This window comes from Ectopseudomonas composti (assembly GCF_900115475.1).
Classification (GTDB): domain Bacteria; phylum Pseudomonadota; class Gammaproteobacteria; order Pseudomonadales; family Pseudomonadaceae; genus Aquipseudomonas; species Aquipseudomonas composti.
Genome location: NZ_FOWP01000005.1, coordinates 232,213 through 249,299, shown reverse-complemented (window position 1 = coordinate 249,299; position 17,087 = coordinate 232,213). Strand labels below are relative to the sequence as shown.

Genomic DNA, 17,087 nt, shown 5'->3' with positions numbered 1-17,087 from the left:
CCTTACTCCAGCACCACCTCGAGGTCGAGGTGGCACAACCTGCGATAGATCTCGTCCTTGCTGTCGCGCACCGCATGGTTCTGCGGCAGGAGCTCGCAGCAGTTGTGCAGCAGGCGCAGCACATCCAGGGCGAGATCGGGTTCCCACTCGCCGAGGCTGGAGGCCTGCAGCGTCTGGTCGAGCGATTCGAGCTGGGTCTTGGCCAGGTCGTACTTCTTCGCGGCGAAACACAGGCGAGCCAGGGTCAGTTGCCAGAAGAAGCGTTCGCGACCGCCACGGGCGCGCGACATGCCTTCCTTGAGTTGTTGCACGGCGACTTTCAGGCCGTCCTTGCGCAGGCCGGGCAGCACCTTCTGCAAGGCTTCTTCCCAGGGCGGCGTGGCGCCCATCTCGCTGGCGGCAGGCTTCTTCTCGATTTCCGGCGCCTGCAGGTGCGGCAGTACGTGGGCGCCGATCCAGACGCGGGTTTCGGCGTCGGCGAAAGGGATGCCGTCATGAAACCGCAGCTCGTCGAGGCCCGGCACTCGTTGCAGAAACAGGGCGAACTGGATTTCCACTTCGCGCATGGCTTGCTCGGCCTTGAGCTCCTGCAGGCACTCCCAGACCAGGCGCTGGCCGTCGAGCCAGAACGGCGCACGGGCGATGCTGGCCTCTAGGTCAGCGAGCAAGTCAGCATAGGCGGCCTGAGCGAAGCGTTCCTTGTAGGAGGCCAGCTTGTCGGCCGGCAGGCCGCGCAAGGCCGTGATGTGTTCGGCGTTGCGCTCGGGCAGTGACTCTATAGGCAGCCACAGCAGGGTGCGCGACAGGCGCAACGGCTTGAGATCGGTGGCCTTGTTCTTCAGCCACCAGGCGCACAACGGGCGAGCGGCGTCCTGCTGGGTACGCAGGGCCTTGTGCGCGTCCTTCTCGTTCTCGATGGGGCCGGTGCCGGTGATGATCTGGGTAGCGACCTGCTTGACCTGAGCGATGGCGGCGCCCACGGCGCCAGGCTCAGCCTGACCCTGGCTGGCGCGCTTGATCTGCTCGTCAAGGCGACGGCACAGCGGCAACAGCAGCGGCGAGTCCTCGCCGAGATGGCTCGACAGGCTGGCCTCGAGGCCATGCAGATGCTCGGCCAGACGGCGGAACAGTGGCAGTTGCTCGCTGATCGGTACGTGCTCGGCCAGCGCCTGCTCCAGACGCGGCAGCAGCCAGTTGAGGGCTGCAGCACGGGTTCGCGGCTTACGCGGATGCAGTTCGTGCCAGTGGTGTTCGCAGAGGTAGTGCAGCAGATTGAGGCCGGCCTGCAGGCCGGCGAAGGATTCACGCTGGAACAGACCCCAGGTCAGCCAAGTGGCAGCGCGCAGATCCTTGGATTGAGTGGTCAGCAGGTTCTCGCTGCCTTCGCGCACCTTCTGCCAGTCTATGGCACCGGTTTCATGCAGGGACGAGGCCTTGCCCAATTCGGTTTCCAGCATTTCATATTCGCTGGAATAACGCACATCCTCACCGGCAAAGTTCCCCTCATTAATAGGGAGCTTCGCCAAATTGAGATAATGCGCGGTCAGCTTGCTGGAGTACGTCATTCCATGACTCGACTATTAAAGTGGGCAACTTCCACGACATTTCAAACGACCCGAGAATCGATGTAGAAATATCGCAGTGCGCAACTTTTTGCGCAGTTGTTTGTGCAACAACTTGCGCAAGATCCTTATAAGTCGGGCATCCTAGCCCCATGATCGAAGGTGGGCAACCGCTCGAAATGTGAAGCACCTAACATTCGTCGACATCTTTCAAATTATTACAGGAACGACCGTACCGGTTATTTGTCCTCCACGTCGAACAAGTTGTAATCGATGTTTTGCCCTTCAGATAAGTTCTTCAATATTCGTAAGAAATAACTTACTGGCAAATTAGTGGCACATCACACTTAGTAGCGTATTGATATTGTTTTTTGTGATGCTGGCCGCTGTTCACGGCGATAGCTTTATGCCATGGCAACCAGCCAGAACAGCTTCCATCAGCCCAGGAATGGCTCGCTGGACACACGCAGCTCCAAACGATGCCGTTCGTCGGTTTTCAGCTGCACGACGTCCTCCAGCACGTTGGCCGTCTCGATACAGAGCATGTTCTGCCAGGCGTCGTCAGGAAATTGCGAGAGGCGCTTGGCCTTGTCGATCCAGGGATTCCACAGCACCGCCGAGCGTGAACCACGGGCATCCAGGTGGATGCGCCGGCCCCAGCCCGGATCGACGATACTCAGTCGCGCCGGAGTATCGAAGTAGATGCGATCGGTCTCGGCACTGAACCCCAGCGTGTCCTGCTGACGCAGCTCTTGCCAGTCCTGCAGGGTGTCGATGTAGCGGCAGGCCTGTAGCCCCTCAACGCTGACCTGGTGTACGTCGCTGACGGCGAAATAGCTGTGCAGCGCCTGACTCTGGGTCAGCGGCTCCATGCCGCGATTGTGGGTTTCCAGGCTCATGCCGAGGTCGTCCGCCAGGCGCACCACGAAGGTCAGGCCGACATCCCTGGGCCAGCCCTCCAGCGGCTGATTACGCGTGTCGTAGGCAAAACGCAGAGTGACGGCGTCGTCCTCTTCGTCGATGCCCAGCAGCTCCCAGTCCAACGCACGCACAAGGCCATGGGCCGGCGCCTGCTCGAGGTGATAGTGCGCCTGCACCGCCTGCGGATTGCGGCGCAGGTCACCGAACCAGGGCCAGCACAGCGGCACACCGCCGCGTACGCTCTGCCCACGTTGGTAGGTAGCCTGCGGGCTCAGCCAGATCAGCGGCGGCTGTTCGCCCTGCTGGTAACTGAGAATCTGCGCGCCCTGCTGAGCCACCAGCAGTTCGCTGCCAGCAGCGCGGATGCGCCAGCAAGTCAGTTGATCCAGTTCCACGCGTTCGACTTGGGCGGTGCTCATGACGACCTCTCGTTGAGATAGATGACCAATAGTGTGACAACGCAAAAAGCAAAACGCCCATCACGAGGACGGGCGTTTTGCCAAACCGGGCCAACGACACTCAGGGATGGTCTGAAATAGTCGTCATTCCCGCGCAGGCGGGCCCCCCACACCGTCACTTCCGCCTTCGCGGGAGTGACGGTGTGGGGCTTTTTCAGAGTTTCCTTATTTGCCGTAGACCTGCTCCGGCAACCAGGTGATCAGGCCAGGGAAGATATAGGCGATCACCAGCAGCAGAATCTGGATCAGGATGAACGGCACCACACCCTTGTAGATGGTGCTGGTGGGAATACTCGCCGGCGTCACGCCGCGCAGGTAGAACAGCGCGAAACCAAATGGCGGAGTAAGGAAGGACGTCTGCAGATTCAGCGCGATCATCACGCCCAGCCAGATCGGGTCGAGCCCCATTGCCAGCAGCACCGGACCTACGATCGGTACCACCACGAAGGTGATCTCGATGAAGTCGAGGATGAAGCCGAGCAGGAAGATAACCACCATCACCAGGAAGAACGCGCCGAGCACACCACCTGGCAGTTGCGCGAACACGTCCTCGATCAGAACCTCACCACCGAAGCCGCGGAACACCAGGGAGAACAGCGAAGCACCGATCAGGATCATGAAAACCATGGCGCTGATTTCGGTGGTGCCGTACGCCACTTCCTTGAGCTGACCGAAGTTCAGCTTGCCTTTGCTGAAAGCCAGCAGCATGGCGCCCACAGCACCCAACGCGGCGGCCTCGGTCGGCGTAGCGTAGCCGGCAAGGATCGAGCCCAGCACGGCGCCGATCAGGATCAACGGTGGAATCAGTGCCTTGCCCAGCTTGCCCCATTCGATCGGCCCCAGCTCTTCCTGCGGCAGCGCCGGCAGCTTCTTCGGCTGGAAGATCGCGACGGCGATGATATAGGCAATGTACAGACCAACCAGCAACAGGCCGGGCAGCAGAGCGCCGACGAACAGGTCGCCGACCGAAACGGTCTTCGGCGAGAAGATGCCCATCTTCAACTGCGCCTGCTGATAGGCGCTGGACATCACGTCACCCAGCAGCACCAGCACGATCGAAGGTGGAATGATCTGCCCCAGTGTACCGGTGGCGGCGAGAGTGCCGGTGGAAATGGCCGGGTCATAGCCGCGACGCAGCATGGTCGGCAGCGCCAGCAAGCCCATGGTCACCACGGTGGCACCAACGATACCGGTGGAGGCGGCCAGCAGCGCGCCGACCACGCACACGGAAATCGCCAGACCGCCACGCAGGGTGCCGAACAGACGCGACATCGACTCGAGCAGGTCTTCGGCAACCCGTGAACGCTCCAGCATCACCCCCATGAACACGAACAGCGGCACGGCGAGCATGGTCTGGTTGTTCATGATGCCGAACAGACGATTCGGCAGGGCACTGAGGTAACCGGGGTCGAAGGTGCCAGTGAGCACGCCGATACCGGCGAACAGCAGGGAAACGCCGGCCAGGGTGAACGCTACCGGGAAGCCGGCCATCAAGGCCACGCAAATACTGACGAACAGCAGAATCGCCATCAACTCAGCCATGTTTCACCTCCGGAGCCGGCAGGCGACCGCTGAAGATGTAGAGCGCCTTGATCAGATTGGAAATACCTTGCAGTACCAGGCTGACGACCAGTACCAGGATGATGCTTTTCTGCAGGTAGACGAACTTGAGGCCGCCAGATTCGCTGGACGCTTCGAACGTCGCCCAGGCGTTGCTGACATAGTCCCAGCTGGCCCAGCCGAGGAACAGTGTCACCGGCAGCAGGAACAGCAGATTACCGAAGATCTCCACCAGCGCCTGACGGCGGCCGCTGAACTTCTGGTAGAAGATGTCCACGCGTACATGGCCGTTGCGTTGCAGTACCCAGGCTGCAGCGCCCATGAAGACCAGCGCATGAGCGTAAAGCACCGCTTCCTGCAGGGCGGTTGCGCCGATACCGAAACCGTAACGCAGTACCACGACGATGGCAGTACCGATCACCAGGAATACCGTCAGCCAGGCGCAGGCCTTGCCGAACCAGCTGTTCAGTGCATCGATCAGATATGCAAGAGCGAGGGGAAATGAAGGCTTGTCGGACATAGTGAGTCCTTTATCGTTATGAGTAGGAGACAGGACAGCAAGCCGGTTGGCTGCATGTCACGCCGCCCGCGTCCTTGTGGGCCGCAGGCCGGCGATTCTAGGCAGGCTACCGGTAATGCAGCAATGCCCGTACAACTTTAGTCGTAGTAGCTAGGCTTGTAGGTCACGACCCCCTATGTTATTCACGCCCGGTCTACCTTCGGCGATCCCGTGGTAAGACCAATACAACAAGAAGGAGCATTGCATGAAACGTCGCGACATACTCGCCGCAGCGGGCGTAGGCCTTGCAGCAACCGCACTGGCTGGCTGTAAAGAAGAGGCCAAGAGCGCCGCAGCACCTCAAGAGGGTTCGAGTTCTCAGACCTTCAACTGGAAGATGGTCACCTCCTGGCCGAAAAACTTCCCGGGCGTCGGCGTGGGGGCCGAGCGCTTCGCCAAGCTGGTCGATGAAATGAGTAACGGCCGCCTGAAGGTCAAGGTGTACGCAGCCGGTGAACTGGTACCGGCACTGGAAGTATTCGATGCAGTCTCTCGCGGCACCGCCGAGATGGGTCACGGTGCGCCGTACTACTGGAAAGGCAAGGTCCCGGCGGCACAGTTCTTCTGCGCCTCGCCGTTCGGCCCGAATGCCCAGGAAATGAACGCCTGGCTGCACCGTGGCGGTGGTCAGCAGCTCTGGGAAGAAGTCTACAAGCCGTTCGGCGTACTGCCGATGGCCTGTGGTAACACCGGCGTACAGACTGCCGGCTGGTTCAACAAGGAAATGAACTCGGTCGAGGACTTCAAAGGTCTGAAGATGCGTACTCCTGGCCTGGGCGGCGAAGTGCTGACCAAGATGGGCGGTACCGTGGTCAACATGCCGGCCGGTGAAATCTTCACCGCCATGCAGACCGGCGCCATCGACGCCACCGAGTGGATCGGCCCATACAACGATCTGGCTCTCGGCCTGCACAAGGCAGCCAAGTACTACTACACCCCGGGCTGGCAGGAGCCGAGCGTTCTGTTCGAGCTGGACGTCAACATCAAGGCCTGGGAAACCCTGCCGCCAGACCTGCAAGCTATCGTTCGCGCCGCAGCTCGCGACGTCAACGGCGACATGCTCGACGATTACAACGCCAAGAACATGGAAGCCATGGAGCAGCTAAAGGCCGACGGCGTGGAAGTCCGCCGCCTGCCGGACGAAGTCCTGGCGCGCCTGAAGGAAGTGGCTGCCGAGGTGGTCGATGCCAGCGCAGCGGCTGATCCGGCTGCGAGCAAGGTCTGGGAACACCAGAAGGCCTATCTCAAGCGCCTGTACGAATACGCGGAAAGCAACGAGAAGGACATCTACAACATCCGCGGCTGATCGCTCAGGGCAAAAACGAAACGCCGGCTTCTAGCCGGCGTTTTCGTTACTGCAATTCAGGCGGCGCGTCAGCCGCGACGCGGCGGGACCGGACGGGTACGGCCACTGCCATCGATGGCAACGAACACGAACACCGCTTCGGTGACCTTGCGCCACTCGTTGGACAGCGGATCGTCGCTCCACACCTCGACCATCATCTGAATCGAACTGCGGCCGATCTCCAGCGCCTGGGTGTAGAACGAGAGCTGCGCACCCACCGCCACCGGCACCAGGAAGGCCATGCGATCGATGGCTACGGTCGCCACACGCCCACCCGCGACCTTGCTCGCCATCGCCGTCCCGGCGAGGTCCATCTGCGAGACCAGCCAGCCGCCGTAGATATCACCGAAACCATTGGTCTCGCGCGGCAACGCAGTGATCTGCAGGGCGAGATCACCTTGGGGAATCGGGTCTTCCTGTTCGTAGTCGTTCATGGATTCAAGACTCGCGGCGCGGTTGTTGTTCTGGGCGCGGAACCCGCATGGCACACGGGCGCAGCGAGTATACCGACTGTGCAGTCGACGGGCGACCACTCTGGCAGGCGGCAAAGACCCGCGGTACCGGCCCTGTCGGGCAAAACGCACGACCAGGCAAGCCCCACTCGGGCAGTATGCCTGCCTCTAACCACCATCAACAAAACATAAGTCAATGATTTTAAAAGACTTTACATAAATTAAAAGTCTGGCACGGGCGCTGCAATGTTCTTGGTAGGCAACCGACCATGCGCCGGTTGCGATGCAAGAAAAGGAACAGACGGATATGCCACGAACCCGAGTTATCCGTCTTACGCGCAACAGGAGAACCGCCATGTGGATAGTCGCTCTGGTGCTCGCCACCTTGCTGCTTCTGCTCAGCCTGACGCTCACCAGCGTCATGTCGATTGGCCAGACCCTGTACGCAAGCCACCACACCGCCGAGCTGGAGCCGCCCACGGGCAGCGCACCCCAGCCTGCGGACCCGAGCAACGCGCAAGACCCCTGGCCTGCCTGGGCCATTACCCACTGATCCATCAAGGAGAAACACCATGCTTAGTTGGGCAGTCACTTTCCTGATCATCGCCATCATCGCCGCTGTACTGGGCTTCGGTGGTATCGCCGGCACCGCTGCAGGTATCGCCAAGATTCTATTCGTGGTGTTCCTGGTGCTCTTCATCGTGTCGTTCATCATGGGCCGCCGCCCGCGCCTGTAGGGAGACATAGATGCAGTCGATTCACGCCATTGCCGCCGCCCTGCTGATGGGCGGCGCCCTGGCGGCTCAGGCCGCCGACCGCGACGCCAGTTTCCATCCAGGCGAATTGCTGACCAGCAACGCCGAGTACCGCGAAGCCTGGCAGGACCTGGTAAAGGATGAAGAACGCCTGCCGGACTGGCTGATCAATCTCAGCGGTCTGTCTACCCCCATGCAAGCAGTGGAAGCCGACAGTGATCGCTACCTGGTTGGCCAGGTATGCGAAGCGCACAGATGTTTCGGCCAGCGCGCTTATGTCGCCTTCGAATGGGAAGACGATGAAGCCTACGCGCTGTACGTGCAGGTGCCGGATGGCCTGCCTGAGGATCGCGCGCCCAGTGAACACGCCAGCCTGCGCTGGCTGGGCGACCCGGACGAGGAAGTCCAGCAAATGCTGATGGAACAGCTGCGTAGCGATCCGAACTGGTACTAGGGATTGTGCCACCTGATTGAAGCAGGGAAGCGACCTGCAAGCCGCAGCGCCACCTAGCGGCAGTTTGCCGGACGTCCCATGGAAAGGGGCGACGCGTTATCATCCCCCGCCAGAACGACGAGGGGGTGCGGCATGCTCAATGGCCTGTGGCTGAGTTTTTTCCTGGTGGCAGCGGTCGCGGGTTTCTCCCGCTGGCTGATCGGCGATGACCCGGCGGTGTTCGGTGCCATGGTCGAGAGCCTGTTCGCCATGGCCAAGCTGTCAGTGGAAGTGATGGTGCTGCTGTTCGGTACCATGACCTTGTGGCTCGGCCTGCTGCGTATCGCCGAGCAAGCCGGTCTGGTGGATGCACTCGCACGCGTGCTGGGCCCACTGTTCGCGCGACTGATGCCGGAAGTGCCGCGTGGTCATCCGGCGCTCGGGCTGATCACCATGAACTTCGCCGCCAACGGCCTGGGCCTGGACAATGCCGCCACGCCCATTGGCCTCAAGGCCATGCGCAGCTTGCAGGAGCTGAACCCGGACAAGCTGGTCGCGAGCAACGCGCAGATTCTATTTCTGGTGCTCAACGCCTCGTCGCTGACGCTACTGCCAGTCTCCATCTTCATGTATCGCGTCCAGCAGGGTGCCACCGACCCGACCCTGGTATTCCTGCCGATCCTGCTGGCGACCAGCGCCTCGACCCTGGTCGGCCTGCTTTCCGTGGCGCTGATGCAGCGTCTGCGCCTGTGGGACCCGGTGGTACTGGCTTACCTGATCCCAGGAGCGCTGCTGCTCGGTGGTTTCATGGCCCTGCTCGCCGGCCTTAGCGCCACCGCTCTGGCGGCGCTGTCCTCGCTGCTCGGCAACCTCACCCTGTTCGGCGTGATTCTGGCCTTTCTGGTGGTCGGCGCGCTGCGCAAGGTCAAGGTCTACGAGCAGTTCATCGAAGGCGCGCGCGAAGGCTTCGACATCGCCAAGAGCCTGCTGCCATACCTGGTGGCGATGCTCTGTGCCATCGGTGTGCTGCGCGCGTCCGGGGCCCTAGAATTCGGCCTCGATGGTATCCGCTGGATGGTGGAAACCTTCGGCTGGGACACGCGCTTCGTCGACGCCCTGCCCACCGCCCTGGTCAAGCCGTTCTCCGGTAGTGCGGCGCGCGCCATGCTGATCGAAACCATGCAAACCCATGGCGTGGACAGCTTCCCGGCGCTGGCCGCGGCGACCGTCCAGGGCAGTACGGAAACTACCTTCTATGTGCTGGCGGTGTACTTCGGTGCAGTGGGTATCCAGCGTGCTCGCCACGCCGTCGGCTGCGCGCTGCTGGCTGAGCTGGCCGGGGTGATCGCAGCGATCACCGTCACCTACTGGTTCTTCGGCTGATAGCCCTCGAGCTGGGGCGGCTCAGTCCGTGCCCAACCCCAGCTTGTCACCCGCCCAGCTCAGCAACGGATCGCGGTGCCGGTATTCACGCATCTGCAGCAGCTTGGGCGCGATGAACGCTTCGAAGTCCTTGGCCTGTTCGAAGTACACCCCGGTGAAGATGGTGAACATCGACTTGTTGCCGACCGTGGCATAGAACAGGTTGCCCACCGGCTCGCCGTCCTGGGTCAACAATTTGAGACTGGCGCGACTGGCCAGCTCGGTCTCCAGCGGCAGGTCCTGCTGCACCAGCCCGCTTTCACGCAGGCCGAACGAGGCGCCGAAGGTCTCGGCGTAGCTGGTCATCAATGCATCGCCGGCGCGCGGGTAGAGCGAGACACCGCTGTAGAGGTAGAACCAGTCGCTGCCGTCGCTCTCGAAACTGAGGTCGATGGTGCGCGTCGCGTAGGTCACCAGCTTCTGGTAACGGCCGTCCTCGGGGGCCTCATAGGCGGCGAAATCCTCACCACTGAGCAGCAGGCTGCGCTCTTCGGCGAGCGGGGCTTCATTGTCGACACAGCCCGCAAGCGCTAGCAGGCCGATCAGCAGCACAAGTCTGAACATGGCATTCCTCCCTGAATTGGCCCGCGCAGCTTGCCCGAACCGGACACACCTCGCCAGTGACAGTCCTCGTCGCTGTGCGCGGTGCCACAGCCTTGCGCCTGTGGACGTGACCAGCCTGCTGCTTGGCAGCCTCGCTCAGCGCATCAACGCCTGTCAGCTACCGCTCAGGCGAAAGCCAACCTTGAGCGTGACCTGATAGTGACCCACCTTGCCATTCTCGATATGGCCACGGGTGTCGATCACCTCGAACCAGTCCATGTTGCGCACGCTCTTGGCGCATTCGGTCAGGGCATTTTCGATGGCCTCCTCGATGCTGGTGCGCGACGAGCCGACGATCTCGATCTTCTTGTAGGTGTGATGGGTAGACATGTTCAGCTCCTGAAATTGAAGGGTTCCTCTTCAAGACTAGTCGCACGTGCAGAGGTTTCATTTACAGGCAAGGTGCCATATCGCTAAGATGCGATAAATTCTCATTCACCATGAGACGCCAGCGTGTCCACCACTTCCAAACTCGGTTTCTTCTTCAGCGACCATCACCGCTGGCTGCTGCTGCACATACGGCGCCAGTTGCGTAACCGTGCCGACGCCGAAGACACCGCGGCGGAGACTTTCTGCCAGTTGCTCACGGCGCGGGTCGACCCGGCCAATCTCGAGCGCCCGCGCGCCTTCCTCTCCACCGTCGCCCGCCGGCTGATCTATGACCGCTATCGCCGCCAGCGTCTGGAGCAAGCCTACCTGGAGCGTCTGGCGCTGCTGCCGGAAGAGGTCGCGCCGTCCCCCGAGAACAGGCTGCTGCTGCTCGAAGCGCTCACCCACATCGACCGCGCGCTGTCCGACCTGCCGCAGGTGGTGAAGCAGGCCTTTCTCTACAGCCAGCTCGACGGCCTCAGCTATGTCGAAATCGCCCGGCGCCTGGACGTTTCCGAACGCACCGTGAGCCGTTACATGACCCAGGCGCTACGTCAGTGCTGGCTGAGCGAACTGTAGCCATGACGGACGAAGCGCTGGAACCGGTGGTCGAGCAGGCCATCGAGTGGATGGTGCGCCTGCGTTCGGGGCTCACCGACGCGGCAACCAAGGTGGCCTTCCATGACTGGCTGGATGCCGCCCCCGACCACGCGCAAACCTGGCAGGAGCTGCAGCGCCGCCTTGGCGCGCCCTATGACCTTGTGCGCAGCGCGCCGGACACCCTGCGAGAACCCCTGCTGCAGCGCACCCACGGGCGCCGCGATGTACTGCGCGGGCTGGTTGGCCTCGGCCTGTTCGGCGGCGGGTTATGGCTGGCGTCGCGCAGCGATCACGGTCAGGCCCTACTAGCTGACCTGCGCACCGGTACCGCCGAACGGCGCGAACTGACCCTCGCCGATGGCAGCCGTCTGAGCCTGAACGCCGGTAGCGCCGTGAATCTCGATTTCTCGCCCGGCCAGCGTCTGCTGTACCTGCGTCAGGGCTCACTGGTGATACAGGTAGCCGCCGATGCCACACGGCCCTTGGTCGTGCGCACTGCTCAGGGGGACGCGCGGGCGTTGGGCACGCGCTTTCTGGTCGAGCGGCACAATGACTCGACCCGCGTGGTGGTACTGGAGCATGCCGTGCGTGTGTCACTGGCCACCGGCGAGCAGCTGGATCTGCAGGAAGGGCAGTCCGCCGATCTGCACCGAACGCATATCGAGCGCCTCGACGGCGACCAGCGCTATCGCGCCGACTGGCAGCAGGGCCGGCTCAGCGTACTCGACGAACCGCTGCAGACGGTCATCGATGCCCTGCGCCCTTACCACCGAGGCCTGCTGCGTGTGGCCCCGGAGGTTCGCGGCCTGCGCGTGCAAGGCGTATTCCCGCTGGATGACAGCGAGCGCACGTTCAATGCCCTGGCCGAAACCCTGCCAGTGAAGATCGAGCACTACGGCCCCTGGCTGACCCTGATCGTGCCACGCGGCTGAAACGGGCAAAGAAATTAATGAAAATCCCTCTCATCCGTGTCCGGTTTTCATATTCCGGCGCACCTCTCTCCTGACGACACACACATTCAGGAGATTCCCTGTGCTCAAACCCTGGCCACTCGCCCTGGCAGTCGCGCTCGCTTCCGGCTTGCCGCTTGCCGTCGTTCATGCTGAATCCACCGTACAACAGCAGCTGCTCACTTTTGATCTGCCATCCGCCAGCCTGGGCGCCCCCCTCAACGCCATCGCTCGCCAGAGTAGCCAGGTGGTTTCCCTCAACCCGCAGCTGGTAAGCGGCAAGCAGGCGCCGGCGATTCACGGCACGATGACGGCTCAGGAGGCGATGCGCCAGGCACTGAGCGGCAGTGGCTTGCGCCTGGTGGTGACCGGGAGCGGAAGTTTCACTGTGGTCGCGGCACACGATAGTGCAGATGCGCTCGAACTGGGGTCTACCACGGTGACTGGTACACAACTGGGGGCCACGACCGAGGGCAGCGGCTCTTATGCCGCACATGCAGTGAGCCTGGGCAAAAGCGAACAGAAGCTCAAAGACATTCCTCAGTCAGTCACAGTCCTGACGCGGCAGCAGATGGACGACCAGAACCTCACAGATCTGCGGGATGCAGCAAACCAGATCACCGGCGTAGTGGGGGTAAAAGGGGTAGGCCAGGGGATGGTGCTGTCTTCACGGGGCTTTCAGATCGATGCCTGGCAATACGATGGCGTACCGATCCCACGCAACATGTACGCCCTGGGCAATTGGGCTATCGAAGGGTTGGTTTTCTTTGACCGCCTGGAGGTGTTGCGTGGTGCTTCCGGTCTGCTGCAGGGCACCGGTGCGCCCGGCGGTGCGGTTAACCTGGTGCGCAAACGCGGCCAACAGGCGCCGACCGTGAGCCTGACCGGCAAGGCCGGCTCCTGGGATCATTATGGGTTGCAGCTGGATGCCGGCGGCCCACTCAATGCTCAAGGCACGCTGCGTGGGCGCGTGGTGGTCGATGAAGACCGCACCCACTCGTTCACCGACTACGCCTGGAGCGATACCACGTCGCTGTACGGCGCGCTGGATTTCGACCTCAGCCCCGACACCACCATTGGCGTAGGCATCAGCAATACCGATAACGAGGCGCGTCCGATGGTGCGCGGCTTCCCGCGCTACCCGGACGGCGGCGATATCGGCCTGCCGCGCTCGGTGTATACCGGCGCAACCTGGAACCGCTCGCAAATCGAGCAGACCACGCTCTACGCCGACCTGGAGCACCGCTTCGACGACAATTGGAAATTCAAGGTCTCAGCGCTGCGCATGACCGAGCAGAATCGCTCCAAGCACCAGCGCATGCATGGCAATGTCGCCCCCGACGGCAGCGGCCTGATGTTCGCCGACTGGATCACCGACTTCGATGCCACCAAGCTGGGAACGGACATGTTCGTCAGCGGCAACTTCGACACCTTGTCGCTGGAGCACGAGGTGGTTCTCGGTGCGAATTACTCCAAGTACACATCCGACGACATGTATGCCCGCCTGTTCACCCCCAGCGCGGGCAACATCTTCGACATCGACCACCATCGCCCGGAACCGACGCTCGGTAGCATCCTGGCAGCTGGCGGCGCGGCGTCGTACATGGACTACGACGTGCGCCAGAAAGGTATCTATGGCAGCTGGCGGGTGAAGCTTACCGATGACCTGACCGCCGTGCTCGGCTCGCGGGTGAGCTGGTACAACTACATCTATAACGGCACTTCGAAGACCACGAACACCGCGACCGGCGAGGTCACGCCGTACTTCGGCCTGGTCTACGCGCTGACCGAGCAATGGTCGGTCTATGCCAGCTATACCGATGTCTTCGAGCCGCAGAGCGAGCGCACGGTCAACGGCTCGGTACTCGAACCGATCATCGGAACCAACTACGAAATCGGCCTGAAAGGCGAGCTGTATGACGGGCGCCTGAACACCTCGTTCGCGATATTCCGCTATGACCACGAAAACCGCGCGGTGACCGATTACGACAGCGGCTTCGCATGCGACGGCTGGTACTGCTCGCAAGCATCGGGCAAGGTGCGCAGCCAGGGCTTCGAGGCCGAGGCCAGCGGTGAGATCATCGACGGACTGCAGCTGTCCGCGGGCTACACATTCAACACCACCAAATTCCTCGAAGACCCGGACAACAAGGGTAAGGTATTCAGCCAGTGGACGCCCAAACACATGCTGCGCGTCTGGGGTAACTACCAGCTACCGGGCGAGCTGAGTCGACTGAGCGTGGGGGCTGGCTTCAATTCGCAGAGCCATACGTTGGGCTATTACCGTGATTACAGCATCCCCGGTTTCACTGTTTGGAATACACGACTGGCCTATCAGTTGAGCAGTGAAGTAGGGATAGCGCTGAATATCAATAACCTGTTCGACAAGCGCTACTACATCCCGACTTACTCCGATCCCGGTGGCAACAACATGTACGGTGATCCCCGCAACTTCATGCTCAGTGTGAAGTACACGCCGAACCTCTGAACCTTATCCCAAACGGCTGGCTGGACTGCCTTTATCGAACGTTCCCACGCTGCTGCGTGGGAACGCCTGTCAGGGCACTGCACATCCCCATACCCTAACGTTCGGACACCCTCACCTCAGAACTCCACCTGATAGCCCAGGGTGAAGGTGCGTCCGCGACCCTTGAAGTTGTAGTCATCAGCGATGCGCGCCGACTGCGAGTAGTAGGTGAAATAGTCCTCGTCGAGCAGGTTGTCGATGCCCAGCGACAGGCTGCCCACCGGCAGACGACGGCTGACGGTGGCCGAGAGTAGGGCGTAGCCGTCGAACTCCAGGCGCGGGTCGTCGAAGCTGCGGCTGACGTAGTAGTTGTATTGCAGGTAGCTCGACCAGTCGTCGTTCCAGTTGGCCTGCCAACCCAGGCTGTACTGATCCGGCGAGATGTTCAGGCCGGTCAGACGCGTGTCCACCTTGCCATCGTCATCGGTGTCGGACTTGCCCTGGCTGTGAGCGTAGCTACCGCGCAGGCTATGACGGTCATCGATATGCCAATTGCCGGTCAGCTCGTAACCCTGGATCTCCACCCGCTCGCGGTTGGCGATGTAGTTGCCGTCGCTGTTGACCGAGAGACGCTCGCCAACGTTGGAGAAAGACTCGTAGTAGCTCAGCTCCATGTCCACGCGGTCGAAGTTCAGACGCAGGCCCACCTCACGCGAACGGGTGACGATCGGCTCCAGCTCCAGCAGGCTCTCCACCTCCAGCCCCGGCTCGTCGAGGCCACGCAGCACGCGGCCGATATCGGGCATGCCGAAGCCTTCGGAGTAGCCGCCGTAGAGCTGCGCCCAGTCGGTGGCCTGGTAGGTGAAGCCGTAGTTGCTCAGGGTTTTGCCGAACGACACCTTGCCACCGGTAACGCTTACCCCGCCGGCGTTGTTGGTGCCCCACACGGTGCGGAAGTCATCTACGTCCAGCTCGGAGTGCTCGCGGCGCACGCCGGCCATCAGGGTCAACTTGTCGGTCAGGTGCAGGTCGCCCTGAAGGAAGCCGGCCTGGTTGTCGTAGGTGGACGGCGGCACGTAGCTACGATTGGTCTGCACCAGCACCTGCTCACCCTTGTCGCGCATCAGGTCGACGCCCCCGGTCAGATCCAGCAGACCGTCGAACAAGCCTTTGCGACGCAGGGTCAGTTTGCCGCCCCATTTTTCCGAGTCGCTGCGGCTTTGCTCCCACAGGGTGCCGATCGGGGCGATATTCGGATCCTGGAACGAGCCCGAGAGCAGCGCGCCGAATTGGCCACGGTAGCGCTGGTGATAGAGCTGCACATCGAGCACGTTGCCGTACAGATCCTGGTTGCTGTAGCTGAAGGTGTACTGGCGGTTCTCGTTGAATGCCGGATCGCCCTGCGGATCACCCTTGCGCGCGGTGGTGGGAATGCCCGCAGCACGGTCACCGAGCACCGGCACATAGTCGTTGTTGCCCTTGAGCTCGTAATGGTTGGCACTGAATTGCAGGTGCTGCACGTCGTCGATCCAGTAGCCGAGCTTGAACATCAGGTCGTGGTCGCGGGTGTCCTGGATCTCGCCAGGGTAGGCGACGCCGATCAGCTCATCGTTGGCATCGTAGAACGCACCGCGCTCCTGCCAGGTGGCACCGAACAGCGTCTCCCAGTCGCCCTGCTGGGCGCTGAGCCGGTAGTTCATCTTGTAGCTCAGGCCGTCCTTGCTGAAACGATCGTCGCTCTCCAGGCTGACCCCGGCATGCTGGCTGACACCGCTACCTTCGGGCCGGCGGCTGATGAAGTTGACGATACCGCCTGTAGCGCCGCCGCCATGCTCGGCCGAGGCGCCGTGAATCACTTCGATGCGTTCGATCTGCGCCAAGTCGATGGTGTAACTGCTGCGCCCATCGTTACGAATCGAACTGGCCTGCGGCACACCGTCGACGAGGAATTGTGGGGTGCGACCACGCAGCGTTTCACCGGCGTTGGACATCTTCTGCCGACTCGGTGAGTAGGACGGAATCAGGTTGCTCAATACCTGACCCGGATCGCTGCTCAGGGCCAGCTGCTGTTCGATCTGCTGGCGGTCGATGACGGTGACGCGCTGACTGGTCTCGCCCACGGCACTGTCACTGCGCAGGGTGCTGACGGTCATCGCTTCCAACTGCAGCACATCACTACCCAGCTTACCTGCCGCGGGCAGCGCATCTAGGCCGTAGACCCCCTCAGCCTGGCGCACCGCGCGTAAGCCACTGCCCTGCAGCAGACGGGCAAAGCCGTCCTCGACCTGATAGGAACCTTGCAGACCCGGGCTGCTTTGCCCCTGCAGCGCGCTGGCATCGAACGACAACGCCACGCCGGCAGCACTGGCATAACGGTTGAGCACCTCGGCCAGCGGGCCGGCAGCGATGTCGAAAACCTGTGCCTGCACGGCAGACTCGGCGGGTGCAGCGCTGGCCAGCGGCACTGCCAGCGCCAGGCCGGAACAGAGCAGGGCGGTTTGCACAGCGAGGGTTAGCGAATGCAGTTTGCAGCGAGGTTGACGCATGGATTTCCCCTGGGAACGAAAGGCCTGTAGCCGATATTTCAGAAGGGCCGATCCAGTCGAGAAAAAAGTGCAAACGAAAATGAAT

16 protein-coding genes are annotated in these 17,087 nt (G+C 61.9%); 8 read left to right on the top strand and 8 right to left on the bottom strand.

The genetic code is table 11. The features are described 5' to 3' along the window. Positions 1-2 precede the first annotated feature (2 nt). From tssA to BM059_RS11605, 4 genes are all read right to left on the bottom strand, one after another. Entirely contained in the window at positions 3-1,565 is a 1,563-nt protein-coding gene (tssA, locus tag BM059_RS11620; RefSeq protein WP_074938775.1) for a type VI secretion system protein TssA, read from the bottom strand. A 434-nt stretch (positions 1,566-1,999) separates the two neighbouring features. Then, a complete protein-coding gene (locus BM059_RS11615) occupies positions 2,000-2,902 on the bottom strand; it encodes a D-hexose-6-phosphate mutarotase (RefSeq protein WP_074938774.1) in 903 nt (300 codons plus the stop codon). 204 nt (positions 2,903-3,106) lie between these two features. Next, a complete protein-coding gene (locus tag BM059_RS11610) occupies positions 3,107-4,483 on the bottom strand; it encodes a TRAP transporter large permease (RefSeq protein WP_037002128.1) in 1,377 nt (458 codons plus the stop codon). Further along, positions 4,476-5,021 carry a TRAP transporter small permease subunit gene (locus BM059_RS11605; RefSeq protein ID WP_037002127.1) on the bottom strand — a complete coding sequence of 182 codons (546 nt, stop codon included), beginning with the start codon at positions 5,019-5,021 and terminating at the stop codon, positions 4,476-4,478. The genes BM059_RS11610 and BM059_RS11605 overlap by 8 nt, the downstream gene beginning before the upstream one ends. 244 nt (positions 5,022-5,265) lie before the next feature. On the opposite strand from BM059_RS11605, the gene BM059_RS11600 reads away from it, so the two are divergent. Continuing rightward, on the top strand, positions 5,266-6,366 hold the full coding sequence (locus BM059_RS11600) for a TRAP transporter substrate-binding protein (RefSeq protein ID WP_037002126.1): 1,101 nt from the start codon (positions 5,266-5,268) through the stop codon (positions 6,364-6,366). A gap of 68 nt (positions 6,367-6,434) precedes the next feature. On the opposite strand, the gene BM059_RS11595 is transcribed toward BM059_RS11600, so the two are convergent. Next, complete coding sequence (locus BM059_RS11595; protein ID WP_013713264.1) at positions 6,435-6,839, bottom strand: acyl-CoA thioesterase; 405 nt, start codon at positions 6,837-6,839, stop codon at positions 6,435-6,437. Between the two features lie 373 nt (positions 6,840-7,212). On the opposite strand from BM059_RS11595, the gene BM059_RS11590 reads away from it, so the two are divergent. The 4 genes from BM059_RS11590 to BM059_RS11575 all read left to right on the top strand — a co-directional run bounded on the left by BM059_RS11590 (position 7,213) and on the right by BM059_RS11575 (position 9,428). Then, on the top strand, positions 7,213-7,410 hold the full coding sequence (locus BM059_RS11590; RefSeq protein ID WP_074938772.1) for a hypothetical protein: 198 nt from the start codon (positions 7,213-7,215) through the stop codon (positions 7,408-7,410). Positions 7,411-7,429: 19 nt separating this feature from the next. Beyond that, positions 7,430-7,594, top strand: a complete 165-nt coding sequence (locus tag BM059_RS11585) for a DUF1328 domain-containing protein (RefSeq protein WP_037002124.1) — start codon at positions 7,430-7,432, stop codon at positions 7,592-7,594. Positions 7,595-7,604: 10 nt separating this feature from the next. Next, on the top strand, positions 7,605-8,066 hold the full coding sequence (locus BM059_RS11580; RefSeq protein WP_037002123.1) for an inhibitor of vertebrate lysozyme family protein: 462 nt from the start codon (positions 7,605-7,607) through the stop codon (positions 8,064-8,066). Positions 8,067-8,198: 132 nt separating this feature from the next. Next, complete coding sequence (locus BM059_RS11575; protein ID WP_037002121.1) at positions 8,199-9,428, top strand: nucleoside recognition domain-containing protein; 1,230 nt, start codon at positions 8,199-8,201, stop codon at positions 9,426-9,428. Between the two features lie 21 nt (positions 9,429-9,449). On the opposite strand, the gene BM059_RS11570 is transcribed toward BM059_RS11575, so the two are convergent. Both BM059_RS11570 and BM059_RS11565 read right to left on the bottom strand, forming a co-directional pair. Further along, positions 9,450-10,031: a hypothetical protein gene (locus BM059_RS11570; RefSeq protein WP_037002119.1), complete on the bottom strand. Its 582-nt coding sequence runs from the start codon at positions 10,029-10,031 to the stop codon at positions 9,450-9,452. Between the two features lie 153 nt (positions 10,032-10,184). Further along, positions 10,185-10,400 carry a dodecin gene (locus BM059_RS11565; protein ID WP_037002118.1) on the bottom strand — a complete coding sequence of 72 codons (216 nt, stop codon included), beginning with the start codon at positions 10,398-10,400 and terminating at the stop codon, positions 10,185-10,187. 123 nt (positions 10,401-10,523) lie between these two features. Here BM059_RS11565 and BM059_RS11560 point away from each other — a divergent pair, with 123 nt between their 5' ends. The 3 genes from BM059_RS11560 (at position 10,524) to BM059_RS11550 (ending at position 14,477) form a co-directional block, all read left to right on the top strand. Next, positions 10,524-11,018, top strand: a complete 495-nt coding sequence (locus BM059_RS11560; RefSeq protein ID WP_074938771.1) for a sigma-70 family RNA polymerase sigma factor — start codon at positions 10,524-10,526, stop codon at positions 11,016-11,018. A 2-nt stretch (positions 11,019-11,020) separates the two neighbouring features. Next, positions 11,021-11,971 carry a FecR family protein gene (locus BM059_RS11555; RefSeq protein WP_074938769.1) on the top strand — a complete coding sequence of 317 codons (951 nt, stop codon included), beginning with the start codon at positions 11,021-11,023 and terminating at the stop codon, positions 11,969-11,971. Positions 11,972-12,071: 100 nt separating this feature from the next. After that, positions 12,072-14,477 carry a TonB-dependent siderophore receptor gene (locus BM059_RS11550; RefSeq protein ID WP_074938767.1) on the top strand — a complete coding sequence of 802 codons (2,406 nt, stop codon included), beginning with the start codon at positions 12,072-12,074 and terminating at the stop codon, positions 14,475-14,477. A 116-nt stretch (positions 14,478-14,593) separates the two neighbouring features. Here BM059_RS11550 and BM059_RS11545 read toward each other — a convergent pair whose 3' ends face one another. Further along, positions 14,594-17,002: a TonB-dependent receptor gene (locus BM059_RS11545; protein ID WP_074938764.1), complete on the bottom strand. Its 2,409-nt coding sequence runs from the start codon at positions 17,000-17,002 to the stop codon at positions 14,594-14,596. Positions 17,003-17,087 lie beyond the last annotated feature (85 nt).

Coding starts and splice junctions, on each gene's coding strand:
- BM059_RS11580 (WP_037002123.1), top strand. CDS start 7,605: ATGCAGTCGATTCACGCCATTGCCGCCGCCCTGCTGATGGGCGGCGCC.
- BM059_RS11615 (WP_074938774.1), bottom strand. CDS start 2,902: ATGAGCACCGCCCAAGTCGAACGCGTGGAACTGGATCAACTGACTTGC.
- BM059_RS11595 (WP_013713264.1), bottom strand. CDS start 6,839: ATGAACGACTACGAACAGGAAGACCCGATTCCCCAAGGTGATCTCGCC.
- BM059_RS11570 (WP_037002119.1), bottom strand. CDS start 10,031: ATGTTCAGACTTGTGCTGCTGATCGGCCTGCTAGCGCTTGCGGGCTGT.
- BM059_RS11610 (WP_037002128.1), bottom strand. CDS start 4,483: ATGGCTGAGTTGATGGCGATTCTGCTGTTCGTCAGTATTTGCGTGGCC.
- BM059_RS11590 (WP_074938772.1), top strand. CDS start 7,213: ATGTGGATAGTCGCTCTGGTGCTCGCCACCTTGCTGCTTCTGCTCAGC.
- tssA (WP_074938775.1), bottom strand. CDS start 1,565: ATGACGTACTCCAGCAAGCTGACCGCGCATTATCTCAATTTGGCGAAG.
- BM059_RS11600 (WP_037002126.1), top strand. CDS start 5,266: ATGAAACGTCGCGACATACTCGCCGCAGCGGGCGTAGGCCTTGCAGCA.
- BM059_RS11565 (WP_037002118.1), bottom strand. CDS start 10,400: ATGTCTACCCATCACACCTACAAGAAGATCGAGATCGTCGGCTCGTCG.
- BM059_RS11605 (WP_037002127.1), bottom strand. CDS start 5,021: ATGTCCGACAAGCCTTCATTTCCCCTCGCTCTTGCATATCTGATCGAT.
- BM059_RS11575 (WP_037002121.1), top strand. CDS start 8,199: ATGCTCAATGGCCTGTGGCTGAGTTTTTTCCTGGTGGCAGCGGTCGCG.
- BM059_RS11545 (WP_074938764.1), bottom strand. CDS start 17,002: ATGCGTCAACCTCGCTGCAAACTGCATTCGCTAACCCTCGCTGTGCAA.
- BM059_RS11555 (WP_074938769.1), top strand. CDS start 11,021: ATGACGGACGAAGCGCTGGAACCGGTGGTCGAGCAGGCCATCGAGTGG.
- BM059_RS11585 (WP_037002124.1), top strand. CDS start 7,430: ATGCTTAGTTGGGCAGTCACTTTCCTGATCATCGCCATCATCGCCGCT.